A 13,035-nucleotide genomic window follows, 5' to 3' on the forward strand; every position below is an offset into this window, starting at 1 on the left:
AAGGGGTTACAAAATTAATTAAAATTTGTTCAACCCCATTATTTATTCTTCTTCTTCAGAAGTATTTGTGTTTGGAGTTGAATCAGTTTGTCCTTCTGTTGCTTGTGTAGCTTCAGGAGTACCTTCTAAATCATCTTCATCTATTTCGTCTTCATCGTGTTTTACTTTAGCTACAGCCGCAATAGAGTCATTACCTTTTAAATTAATGAGTTTCACACCTTGTGTTGCTCTACCCATTACTCGTAAAGATGCAACTTCCATACGAATCGCGATACCAGATTTATTAATAATCATAAGATCATCTTCATCAGTTACATTTTTAATAGCAACTAACTCTCCTGTCTTATCTGTAACAGAAATGGTCTTTACTCCTTTTCCTCCACGATTTGTAATTCGGTAATCTTCTAGACTACTACGTTTACCATATCCTTTTTCTGAAACTACAAGAATATTACTTTCTACATCATTTACAGAAACCATTCCTACAACTTCATCATTCTCACTTGCAAGAGTTATGCCACGAACACCAGAAGCACCTCTACCCATAGGCCTAGTCTTACTTTCTTCAAAGCGAATTGCCTTACCAGATTTTACTGCAAGCATCACTTGACTTTCTCCATTAGTAAGCTTTGCAGATAGTAATTCGTCCCCTTCTTTAATAGTAATAGCATTAATACCATTAGTTCTAGGACGAGAATACTGCTCTAGTGACGTTTTCTTTACTTGACCTTTTTTAGTAGCCATGATAATGTAATTACTATTCACGTACTCTTCATCTTTCAAATCATTTGTAGTTACAAACGCTTTTACTTTATCATCCTGTTCTATATTAATAAGGTTTTGTATAGCACGTCCTTTAGAAGTTTTGCTTCCTTCTGGTATTTCAAAAACACGCATCCAGAAACATTTCCCTTTTTGAGTAAAGAACAACATATATTGATGGTTTGTTCCTACAAAAAGATGCTCTAAGAAATCCTCATTACGAGTAGTAGATGCTTTTTGTCCAACACCTCCCCTGTTTTGAGTTTTATATTCTGTAAGAGATGTACGTTTGATATATCCTGCATGAGAAATCGTGATGACCACCTTTTCATCAGGAATTAAATCTGTAATACTTACATCACCTCCTGCATATTCTATTACAGAGCGACGCTCATCACCATATTTACTTTGTACCTCTAGAAGCTCTTCTTTAATGATACTCATACGACGATCCTTATTGGCAAGAATGTCTTTAAGATCTTCTATTGTTTTCATAATTTCTTCATACTCTGCTCTTAACTTGTCTTGTTCCAGACCTGTTAATTGGCGAAGTCGCATTTCAACAATCGCTTTTGCTTGTATTTCAGAAAGCTTAAACCGTTCTATAAGATTTGCTCTTGCTTCATCTGCATTTGAACTTGCACGTATGATCGCAATTACTTCATCAATATTATCTGATGCAATAATTAACCCTTCAAGGATATGTGCTCTATCTTCTGCCTTCTTAAGCTCGTACTTTGTTCTACGTACAACAACCTCATGACGATGCTCCACAAAATGGTGGATCATATCCTTAAGGTTAAGCATTTCTGGCCTTCCATTTACAAGTGCAATATTATTTACACTAAAAGAAGATTGTAAAGCTGTATACTTATATAGTTTGTTTAAAACAATATTTGGAATACCGTCTCTTTTTAATACGTACACAATACGCATTCCATTTCTATCGGATTCATCACGTATCGCAGAAATACCATCGATTTTTTTATCGTTGATCATATCTGCGGTTTTCTTAATCATATCAGCTTTATTAACCTGATATGGTATTTCTGTAACGATAATACACTCACGACCTTTTACTTCTTCGATCGTAGCTTTACCACGCATTACAATACGTCCACGCCCAGTTTTAAAAGCTTCTCGTACGCCATCATACCCATATATAGTCCCTCCTGTAGGAAAATCTGGAGCTTTTACATGTTGCATCAGCTCATCTATATCTATATCGTTATTATCAATATAGGCTACAGTTCCATTAACAACTTCTGTTAAGTTGTGTGGAGGCATATTTGTTGCCATACCTACTGCAATACCAGAGGCACCATTAATAAGAAGACCAGGAACTCTAGTAGGTAGTACTTTTGGTTCTTGTAGCGTATCATCAAAGTTAAGCTGATGATCTACCGTATCTTTATCAATATCTGCTAGCATATCTTCCGATATCTTACGCATACGTGCTTCTGTATAACGCATTGCCGCTGGACTATCACCATCTACAGAGCCAAAATTCCCTTGGCCATCAATAAGCATGTATCGCAAACTCCATTCTTGAGCCATACGAACCATGGCATCGTATACAGAAGTATCTCCATGTGGGTGATACTTTCCTAATACTTCCCCTACAATTCTTGCAGATTTTTTATGAGCACCACTTGCACGAATACCTAATTCATGCATTCCATAGAGAACTCTACGGTGTACAGGTTTTAGACCGTCTCGTACATCGGGTAATGCACGTGACACAATGACCGACATCGAATAATCGATGTACGCTGACTTCATTTCATCTTCAATATTAATTGGGATCAATTTTTCTCCTCCTGCCATATATAGATTGATTAAATTTTTATGTCAATTTTACTAGCTAGCAATATACCTATTTTAAAAGGTTTTTATGGGTATACGCTTTCGCGAAAGCGTATTTTTTATTAACAATATTTAACAGCCAATTTTTAATAACTACCACACAATACGCTTGGCAAACTGTCAGTTATTTTGTCTATTAGCTACTAAGTATCTTAAGCGGAATGATTTTTGAAACAGAATGCTTAAATTTACAATGAACGAAAAGGAGATATAAATTATGGATGATAATTTTTCACCTAGAGTAAAAGACGTGATTGCATATAGTAAAGAGGAAGCTTTACGACTAGGCCACGACTTTATAGGAACAGAACATTTATTACTTGGACTACTAAGAGATGGTAGTGGCAAGGCTATTAATATATTAAGTGCTTTAAATATAGATTTAGAACACCTGCGTCGTAAAGTAGAAATCTTAAGTCCTGCAAATCCAAATAGTGGTTTACAGGGTAACGATAAAAAGAATTTACACTTAACAAGACAGGCTGAGCGTGCTTTAAAAACTACATTTTTAGAAGCAAAATTGTTTCAAAGCTCTTCTATTAATACGGCACATTTATTATTGTGTATACTAAGAAACGAAAACGATCCTACAACAAAGTTATTAAATAGACTTAAGGTAGATTATGATAACGTAAAAGACCAATTTAAACTTATGATGGCAAACGAAGAGGAAGATTATATAGAGCCTATAAAATCTGAATTTAGTGATGAACAAGAATCTAGTAATGAAGGAGAAAAAGAAAACCCTTTTGGAAATGCAGCTGCTTCAAAAGGAACTAAGAAAAGTAAAACTCCTGTTCTAGATAATTTTGGAAGAGATCTTACTGCTATGGCAGAAGAAGGAAAACTAGATCCAGTTGTAGGGAGAACTAAAGAAATAGAACGTGTGTCTCAAATTTTGAGTAGACGTAAAAAAAATAACCCACTGCTTATTGGAGAGCCTGGTGTAGGTAAATCTGCTATTGCAGAAGGTCTTGCATTGCGTATTGTACAACGAAAAGTTTCTCGTATTCTTTTTGACAAAAGAGTAGTGACTCTTGATCTTGCTAGTTTAGTAGCAGGAACAAAATACAGAGGGCAGTTTGAAGAGCGTATGAAAGCGGTTATGAATGAACTTGAAAAGAATGATGATATTATTCTTTTTATAGATGAAATCCATACCATTGTAGGAGCTGGTGGCGCAACAGGGTCATTAGATGCTTCCAATATGTTTAAACCTGCACTCGCTCGAGGCGAAATACAATGTGTGGGTGCAACAACTTTAGATGAGTTTAGACAACATATCGAAAAAGACGGAGCTTTAGAGCGTCGTTTCCAAAAAGTAATTGTCGAGCCTACTACTGTAGAAGAAACGATAGAGATTCTTCAAAATATAAAAGAAAAGTATGAAGAGCATCATAATGTAACCTATACAGACGATGCTATCGAAGCTTGTGTAAAACTTACTAATCGATATATGACAGATCGATTTTTACCAGACAAAGCTATTGATGCATTAGATGAAGCGGGTTCTCGTGTACACATTACAAATATTGATGTTCCTAAAAAGATTCTAGAATTAGAAAATAAACTAGAAGAAGTTCGTGAGCTTAAGACTACGGTTGTAAAAAAGCAAAAGTATGAAGAGGCTGCTAAACTACGTGATGATGAGAAAAATCTTGAAAAAGAACTTTCTGTAGCACAAGAACGTTGGGAGGAAGAATCAAAACTTCATAAAGAAACCGTATCGGAATCTAATGTTGCCGATGTGGTGAGTATGATGACAGGAATTCCTGTAAATCGTATTGCGCAAACAGAAAGTAATAAACTAGCAGATCTCCCTGATACAATTAAAAGTAATGTTATAGGGCAAGATGAAGCTGTTGCTAAAGTTGCCAAAGCAATACAACGTAATCGCGCTGGATTAAAAGATCCTAATAAACCTATTGGTTCATTTATATTCTTAGGTCAGACGGGAGTTGGAAAAACACAACTTGCAAAAGTTCTTGCAAAAGAATTATTTGACAATGAAGATTCTCTTATTCGTATTGATATGAGTGAGTATATGGAGAAATTTGCCATCTCAAGATTAGTTGGAGCACCTCCAGGATACGTAGGTTATGAAGAAGGCGGACAACTTACAGAAAAAGTACGCAGAAAGCCATATGCAGTAGTATTACTAGATGAAATTGAAAAAGCACATCCAGATGTGTTTAATATGCTACTTCAAGTACTTGATGATGGATACTTAACTGACTCGTTAGGACGTAAAATTGATTTTAGAAATACCATCATTATTATGACCTCAAATATTGGAGCTCGTAAGCTCAAAGACTTTGGTCAAGGTGTTGGATTTGGAACATCTACTCGTAAAAATCAAGCAGACGAAAATGCAAAAAGTGTTATCCAAAATGCACTTAAAAAAGCATTTGCACCTGAGTTCTTAAATCGTGTTGATGATGTAGTTGTCTTTAATGCATTAGAAAGAGAACATATTCATAAGATTATAGATATTGAACTTGCTAAACTATTTATACGTATTAAAGATCTTGGATATGATCTTACCTTAACCGATGCTGCTAAAGATTATATTAGTGACAAAGGATTTGATAAAGACTATGGAGCGAGACCTCTTAAAAGAGCAATTCAAAAATATATTGAAGATGCACTAGCAGAAGAGATCATCACTTCAAAACTAGAAGAAGGTGATAGTATCACTATGGATTTAGATAAGAAAACTGAAGAGCTTACTATTTCTATAAAAAAGGCTACAGCCACAGAATCATAACATGAAGCTATCAAAAGCACAAAAAATAGGAATAGGCATACTAACGTTTATGCCTATTCTTTGTTTTATAGGATATATTATTTCATTCGTTTCCATATTTTTTGGTGCTTTTAGCCACCCATCTGATTTTGAATCTGATGTGCCTCCCGACACCTTTTTTGCAGGCTTTGGACTTGCAATGATATTTATGATATTAATGCTCATTTTTGGACTTACGGCACTTATTATGCATCTCATACATGTAAGCAAAAACCAAAAACTTAAAAGTCAAAATAACGGGCAGTTAATATGGATTTTGATTATTATACTCGCAAACGGTATTGGTGGTATTGTATACTATTTTATGGAGATACTTCCAGATCCTAAAGAAGCATTAACACCATCTGAAGAAGGGTAAAATAGTTATCCGTTTTTAAATTCAATAATTTATTTTTTTGCATCTTTGCATCATAGAAATATAAGTCCCCCTCTTATGTTGAAACAGTACGACTTAGACATATGTACAATGTCTATTTATGAGAATTATGTAATCAACCAGATCAAAGAAGGTGTTCATCTGGAAATAGATCATGTAGAATCTCTTGAAAAACTCATAAATAAACATATCAATTATCAACCTTTTGTATACATCTCCTTTCGTAAAAATTCATATTCATTTGATCCTCTAGTTCATCATAGTATCAATAATATTAAGAATTTAAAAACTTTTATCATTATTACTGATGATAAAGCAAAACTAAATATTGTTGAATTTGAAAAACGATTTTCTGAAAAAAACTTACTCGTAGTAGAAAGTCTTGATGAGGCAATTTCCTGTGTTAATGAAATTTTCAATAAAGTAAAATCTGCTTAAAATTTCATAGTTATTTAAGCACATTACATACAAAAACTAACAACCATTAGCTAAAAAATAATGATATGTAATTGATTACTAATCTTCTGAAAAATTGATTTGATTTTTAATTTATTTTACACGAGATTAGCGATAAATTAAGTTGTTAACCCCCCTAACGAATAACAAATTTGAATACTATCGAAACCGATTTTGACTTTGGAAAAGTCAAAATACAAGATGATATTGTGATTGCCGAAATGAAAGAAGGCATTACTTTTGACATCAACTATAACACTGAGTTTCTAAAATTTTGTAAAGACCATTTTAAAGGAAAAACCTACGGTTATATTTCAAACAGAATACATTCCTATTCAGTAAATCCAACAGTATATATTGATACCGCAAAAAACTCCAACATACGAGCAATTGCAGTAGTATCTTCAGATCCTATAAACAAAGGAAATGCTAATATAGAACGTCAATTCTTTGAGCACCCTTTTGAAGTTTTTAGCACTTTAGAGCAAGCAATTGCATGGATGAACGAAACTTTATCTAACTGAATAACACTTCAGTATCTACTTGAATAGAATTCATAAATTCCTTTGTTTTATGAATATCTGTAGAGAACACCCTATCTTTTGTTGCAAAAGGAACTTCTGTTCTATATGCATTAATCATTGATTCTAGAAAAGGAGAGGTCTTTGAAGGTGCTCTAAAATGTAGTGCTTGTGATGCATTAAGTAATTCTATAGCTAGAATTGTTTCTATATTTTCTACTACTTTGTAGAGCTTTGTTGCTGCATTTGCTCCCATACTTACGTGATCTTCTTGGCCATTTGATGAAACAATAGAATCTACACTTGCTGGTGTTGCCAATTGTTTATTTTGACTCACAATACTAGCAGCAGTATATTGAGGAATCATCATTCCGCTATGAAGTCCTGGATTATCAACTAAGAAAGGAGGTAAATCACGAAGACCACTAATAAGCTGGTAAGTTCTTCGTTCACTGATGCTTCCTATTTCTGACATAGCAATCGCTAGAAAATCTAACGCTAGTGCCAAAGGTTGTCCATGAAAGTTACCACCACTTATAATTTTGTCTTCTACAGCAAAAATATTAGGGTTATCAGTAACACTATTCATTTCTGTTTTAAATGTATTAGATGCATATAAAATGGCATCTTTAGTAGCTCCATGTACCTGAGGAATACATCTAAATGAATATGGGTCTTGTACGTTTTCTTTTTCTGTTTTTGCAATCTCACTATCGGCTAGGAATTCTTGTACACGCTCGGCAGTCTTAATTTGCCCTCTATGTGGTCGTACATAATGTACCAAAGGATCAAATGGAGAGAGGTTACAATTAAAAGCATCTATAGAGATGGCTCCAATCATATCTGCCAGATATGACAGTTTATGGCATTTCAAAAGTGCATCTAATCCATAAGCTACCATAAACTGAGTCCCGTTTAGTAGAGCTAAACCTTCTTTAGATTTTAACTTTATAGGACTTAATTGATGTCTTTCTAATACCGCTTTCGCGAAAGCGGGCTCATCGCCCTCCCATACCATTCCTTCTCCAATTAACGGTAAGGATAAATGTGCTAAGGGAGCAAGGTCTCCACTAGCTCCTAATGACCCTTGTGTATAAATCACAGGAAGAATATCTAGATTATAAAAATCAATAAGACGCTCTACCGTATCTATGTGCACGCCACTATGACCGTAACTTAATGATTGTACTTTTAATAAAATCATCAACTTTACAATAGACTTAGGTACATAGTCACCAGTTCCACATGCATGCGAACGCATTAAATTTTCTTGTAACTGCGTAAGGTGTTCATTTTTTATAGCAACATTACATAAACTACCAAAACCCGTATTAATACCATAAAAGGGTTTAGAGTTTCCTTCTATCTTCTTATCTAAATAAGCTCTAGATGCATTAATATTATGACGACTTTCTTCGCTTAACGCAAGGAGTTTGTTTTCTTGTAGAATCGTAGAAATTGTAGCCAGATCTAGGATTGCACTACTTATGTAATGAGTATCTCGCATAAAAAAGATTAGGTTTTAAAAGCATTGCAATTACGTAAAAATAAATAGCAATTACTAGTCGTTAAACAAAGTTATGTAACACACTCATATACAGCTATATAAAAAAAGCGATTACGTTGTAGTAATCGCTCTTAAAATTAAGCTATTATGTAGCTGTTATTTCTTGATTTCTACTTTTTTAGCATAACGCTTCCAAAGCCTTGTTTGATGTGTTTCTAAACTTATATCTCTACCTTGAATAAATGCTCTTGACACTTGGTTTCCTCTCATATCTAGTGCATTTCCTTCACTTATAAACAGTGTGGCATCTTTACCTACTTCTAGTGTTCCAGCAGTAGTCTCTACTCCTAGTATCTTTGCAGCATTCTCTGTAATGAGTTGTAATGCATCTGCGTCACTCATTCCAAACTGCGTTACTTGTCCTGCATAAAATGGAAGGTTACGCACTTGCCAGTATTCTCCATCATATCCTAACGTTACAAGTACGCCTGCATCTGTTAGTAATTTAGGAAGTTTATAAGGTAAGTCATAATCATGATCATCCATAGCTGGTAAGTCCTGTACTCTTTGTAAAACCACAGAAATATTGTTTGCCTTTAGCTCGGCAGCTACTTTGTAAGACTGGTAACCTCCCACAAGAATAACATGTTCAATATTCATTTCGTTTTTAAAGGCGATGACATCCCGTATTTGACGTTCATCATTAGCACTTATAAATAAGCGTTGACTCCCATCAAAAACACCTTTCATCGCTTCAAAAGGAAGGTTTACATCACTAGTTCCTTTTGCGTATGCTTTTGCATTATTCATAAAGGTTTTTAGTTCGTCGATATCTTTTGGATAGTTTTTGTTTGCTTTAAATCCAGGATCTTCGCCTAACCACCATCTTCCTCTAGTCATACTAGATGGCCAGTTTACATAAATACCATCATCTGCTTTTACAGCTGCATCTTCCCAATTCCATGCATCTAATTGTACCACAGAAGAAGTTCCTGAAATTCGACCACCTAATGGACGTATTTGTGCCATCAGCACCCCATTAGGTCGCATACTTTCTACCACTTTAGATTCTGCATTATACGCTATTAAAGAACGTACATGCGGAATCATATTTCCAATTTCATCATCGTCATTAGAAGGGCGTACAGCGCCTACTTCTACGAGTCCCAATGTAGTATTGGTTGCTATAAATCCTGGGTACACATGTTTTCCTTGTGCATTGATTACAGTACCACGTTGTCCTATCTTAGTAGTTGCGGCATCTGCACATACAGTAATTTTACCATTTTCAATGATCAAGATGGCATTATCGATCACAGTCCCATTTCCTATATGCGCTGTAGCTCCTACAATAGTATATACTTCTGTTTGAGCAGGCGCTGGAGTTTGTTGTCCTATTACTACCGAAGCGATCAATACGAACGCTATCGTTATATATTTTGTTAGTGCTCTCATAATATTAATGTATCGTTTCTGTAGTGTCACAATGTAAACGCTGTTTTTCTTTACTCTTTGCAGGTTGCGTTTTTAAACCTTTCTTCTTTTCAGCTAGCATCATCTCAATTAATTTGCTCTTTTCTGCTTTTACATCTTTACGTAATTGCAAATCTCTATTGATATCAAAGTAAACGGTTCCTTCAATAATGGTTTGTTCTGCTTTTGCTTTGATAGATAATGGATGATCTGACCATACGACTACATCTCCATCTTTACCTACTTTAATACTTCCTGTACGATCATCTAAATGAAGTAGTTTTGCAGGGTTTAATGTCACCATTTTCCATGCATCTTCTTCAGAGATTCCTCCGTACTTTACAATTTTACCTGCTTCTTGATTTAAACGTCTTGACATCTCTCCATCATCACTATTAATAGCGACAACTACTCCTGCATTATGCATAATAGCTGCATTATAAGGAATAGCATCATTTACTTCATACTTATATGCCCACCAATCTGAGAATGTAGATCCTCCTACACCATGTGCCGCCATTTTATCGGCTACTTTATACCCTTCTAAGATGTGTGTAAATGTGTTAATTCTAAAATTAAAACGATCTGCTACTTTCATAAGCATATTAATTTCACTCTGTACATATGAGTGACAAGAGATATAACGCTCTTCATTAAGAATATCTACCACAGTTTCCATTTCTTCATCAAAACGGTATGGTTTTCCGCTATTCTTTTGTGCTTCATATTCTTTAGCTCTTGTAAAATAGTCTACAAATACTTGCTCTACTCCCATACGTGTTTGTGGGAAACGACTAAAACTTTGCCAGTTAGATTGTTTTACGTTTTCTCCAAGTGCAAACTTGATAAACTTCTTGTCTTCTAAAAGCATCTCATCTATAGAAGCACCCCATTTTAATTTCATTACAGCTGACTGCCCTCCTATTGGATTTGCCGATCCGTGTAATAATTGGATAGAAGTTACACCTCCTGCTAAGTTTCTATAAATATCACTATCATCAGGGTTAATCACATCAGACATACGAACTTCGGCTGTTGAGTTATGTCCTGCTTCATTAATCGCAAAAGCAGCAATATGTGAATGCTCATCTATAATTCCAGAAGTAACGTGCTTACCTGTACCATCTATAACTCTAGCTCTACCAGCGGAAAGGTTCTTCCCTACTTTGCTAATCTTACCGTCTTTAATTAATACATCTGTATTTTCTAAAACCCCATCGGCTTCATTGGTCCAAACTGTCGCATTTTTAATTAAAATATCTTCTTGATTGGGTTGTTGTTCAAATCCAAAGGCAATGTTAGGATAGGTCATTGACATGATTACCGGAGCTTTATCATCATCCTTTTTCTTATCCTTTCCTTTTTTATCATCTTCAGCGGCTACTCTTGCAGCACTTACAGATTCTTCATCACCATTAGGCAATACTGCTTTTCCAGTAAATCGATCATTGATCACTTGACCTACAAGGCGTACAAATTTATTCCCTCTTCCTGGGAAGGTTAGGTTTACCCAGCCGTTTGCATATTTACCTTCGCTCTTTATATCATCATCACCATCTTTAAGTATAAATCCTGCTTTTCCTCCTGTAGAGTTTTTTACTGCAAGTGTATATGAAGTACCAGCCATACGCATAGTATACGTACCATCAATATCTACAGTATTCATATCTTTTACGACTGTTTTCTGTCCTTGAACCCAGTGTTCATATAATTTGGTTTTAGCTTCAAAAAGCTCACCAGAAGTAATCATAAAATTTGCCCAAGCACCACTTTTTAAACTTCCTATCTCATTACTCTTTCCGAGTAATTGTGCAGGAACAGTTGTCAAGGCAGCTAATGCTTTTTCTTTTGAAAGTCCATGTTTAATAGCTTTCATTAATTGCCCTTTAAACTCTTTTGGTGATTTTAACTTAAAAGTAGTCAGGGCAAAAGGAATTCCGTTGGTTTCAAACTGCTTAGGATTGGTAGGAGCTTGATTCCAGTGACGCATATCTGCTAAGTCTATATATGCTGCAGCATATGGATCTTCTACATCATAGGCATTTGGGAAATCTAACGGAAGAATAAAAGTTCTATTTAATTTTTTAATATCTGCAATTCGTTTGTACTCATTGCCACCAGCAACAATGACATAATTCAATCCAAATTGATCGCCTATTCCGTCAATACGTATGGCATCATACACATCATCGCCTTCAAAGAATTGTGGCAGTGATTTATTTCGCGTAAGCGCTTCCAAAGAAAGATCCTTTGTATTTACATTTCCTTTTTCATACCAATCTAAATCGTGATGTAACTGACGCATTAAAGACATTGCACCCATTTTTGAAGTTGGGTAAGATTGTCTTGAGGTATTACTTTTATCAAAAGAGAAGTATTGTGCAATATTTTGATCAAGCACTCTATTTGCTGTATTGCCTTCTGAATTAAGAGCGATTAATGCTCCAGTACCTCTTGCAATTCCATCATGTTGATGTGTTGCAACAACTGCAAACCCAGCTTCGATGTATGCTTTTGCATCTTTACTACTGTATTCAAAATCATCTATTCCTTGTACTTCTGAACGGATATGGTCATTCCAATAATACCCCTCTCGAGTATTGTCATATTGAGACCCACGACCGCCACCGCCAGCTCGTTTTGGTTTTTTAATACCAAAATTGGTATACATATCTATAAAAGAAGGGTAAATATGCTTTCCAGACAGATCCACAGTAATTGCATTTGCAGGGACTGAAACTGATTTTCCTACACGCACTACTTTTCCATCCTGAACGACTAGTGTTCCGTTTTTGATGGTTTCTGTAGGTGAAGTGTGAATGGTAGCATTTGTGAAGACTGTGTAATTTTCATTTTTAGACTTTACACCGTCATTGGCAGGGAAATAGTCTTGCCCGTACATAACGAACGAACAAAAAACTAATCCTGCTAAGAGGATTTTTTTTAGAAACATAGTATTTAGTGATTATTTAGTCTTTAAAGATACGTGCATCCGTAGGGCTCAGCCTTGTTAATTAAGAGTTTTTTAACATCAAATACATCGCGATGAATCGACAATATCTTGTGGTACTAAAAAATGTATGAAATGATGATGGGGAAACAAAATGATCGCATTGTAATACACACGCCTACTGAAAAAGAAATTCAGTACTATGAGAAGATAAAAAAGTTAACAAAAGACTAAAATTGCTTTCTTGCCTTTTTATTTCTACTACTTCTAAAGTTACGGCTACCTTTTGTTATGTAACTAACTAATGTCATAGCTACA

The 13,035-nt window shown here is 35.1% G+C and carries 8 protein-coding genes; 4 read left to right on the forward strand and 4 right to left on the reverse strand.

Annotated features, from left to right (window positions below; genetic code table 11):
- Positions 1-42: 42 nt before the first annotated feature.
- Entirely contained in the window at positions 43-2,589 is a 2,547-nt protein-coding gene (gyrA, locus tag CHB80_RS09260; protein WP_089371160.1) for a DNA gyrase subunit A, read from the reverse strand.
- Positions 2,590-2,845: 256 nt separating this feature from the next.
- Between gyrA and CHB80_RS09265 the strand changes: the two genes are divergently transcribed.
- From CHB80_RS09265 to CHB80_RS09280, 4 genes are all read left to right on the forward strand, one after another.
- Positions 2,846-5,395 (forward strand): ATP-dependent Clp protease ATP-binding subunit, encoded by a 2,550-nt coding sequence (locus tag CHB80_RS09265; protein ID WP_089371161.1) that lies wholly within the window; start codon positions 2,846-2,848, stop codon positions 5,393-5,395.
- Between the two features lies 1 nt (position 5,396).
- Complete coding sequence (locus CHB80_RS09270; protein WP_089371162.1) at positions 5,397-5,792, forward strand: PLDc N-terminal domain-containing protein; 396 nt, start codon at positions 5,397-5,399, stop codon at positions 5,790-5,792.
- A gap of 75 nt (positions 5,793-5,867) precedes the next feature.
- Positions 5,868-6,248, forward strand: a complete 381-nt coding sequence (locus CHB80_RS09275; protein WP_143337086.1) for a hypothetical protein — start codon at positions 5,868-5,870, stop codon at positions 6,246-6,248.
- A gap of 170 nt (positions 6,249-6,418) precedes the next feature.
- On the forward strand, positions 6,419-6,790 hold the full coding sequence (locus tag CHB80_RS09280; RefSeq protein WP_089371164.1) for a DUF7793 family protein: 372 nt from the start codon (positions 6,419-6,421) through the stop codon (positions 6,788-6,790).
- Here the strand turns inward: CHB80_RS09280 and hutH are convergent.
- The 3 genes from hutH to CHB80_RS09295 all read right to left on the reverse strand — a co-directional run bounded on the left by hutH (position 6,783) and on the right by CHB80_RS09295 (position 12,720).
- Entirely contained in the window at positions 6,783-8,294 is a 1,512-nt protein-coding gene (hutH, locus tag CHB80_RS09285; RefSeq protein WP_089371165.1) for a histidine ammonia-lyase, read from the reverse strand. The two genes, CHB80_RS09280 and hutH, sit on opposite strands and share 8 nt — an antisense overlap.
- A 156-nt stretch (positions 8,295-8,450) precedes the next feature.
- Positions 8,451-9,749 (reverse strand): amidohydrolase family protein, encoded by a 1,299-nt coding sequence (locus CHB80_RS09290; RefSeq protein WP_089371166.1) that lies wholly within the window; start codon positions 9,747-9,749, stop codon positions 8,451-8,453.
- A gap of 4 nt (positions 9,750-9,753) precedes the next feature.
- Positions 9,754-12,720 carry an amidohydrolase family protein gene (locus CHB80_RS09295; protein ID WP_089371167.1) on the reverse strand — a complete coding sequence of 989 codons (2,967 nt, stop codon included), beginning with the start codon at positions 12,718-12,720 and terminating at the stop codon, positions 9,754-9,756.
- Between the last annotated feature and the right edge of the window lie 315 nt (positions 12,721-13,035).

It is taken from the genome of Dokdonia pacifica, from assembly GCF_900188275.1.
Lineage (GTDB): Bacteria > Bacteroidota > Bacteroidia > Flavobacteriales > Flavobacteriaceae > Dokdonia > Dokdonia pacifica.

Excerpts from the sequence above, each read along its gene's own strand:
- hutH (WP_089371165.1), bottom strand. The coding sequence starts at position 8,294 with ATGCGAGATACTCATTACATAAGTAGTGCAATCCTAGATCTGGCTACA.
- CHB80_RS09270 (WP_089371162.1), top strand. The coding sequence starts at position 5,397 with ATGAAGCTATCAAAAGCACAAAAAATAGGAATAGGCATACTAACGTTT.
- gyrA (WP_089371160.1), bottom strand. The coding sequence starts at position 2,589 with ATGGCAGGAGGAGAAAAATTGATCCCAATTAATATTGAAGATGAAATG.
- CHB80_RS09275 (WP_143337086.1), top strand. The coding sequence starts at position 5,868 with ATGTTGAAACAGTACGACTTAGACATATGTACAATGTCTATTTATGAG.
- CHB80_RS09290 (WP_089371166.1), bottom strand. The coding sequence starts at position 9,749 with ATGAGAGCACTAACAAAATATATAACGATAGCGTTCGTATTGATCGCT.
- CHB80_RS09265 (WP_089371161.1), top strand. The coding sequence starts at position 2,846 with ATGGATGATAATTTTTCACCTAGAGTAAAAGACGTGATTGCATATAGT.
- CHB80_RS09295 (WP_089371167.1), bottom strand. The coding sequence starts at position 12,720 with ATGTTTCTAAAAAAAATCCTCTTAGCAGGATTAGTTTTTTGTTCGTTC.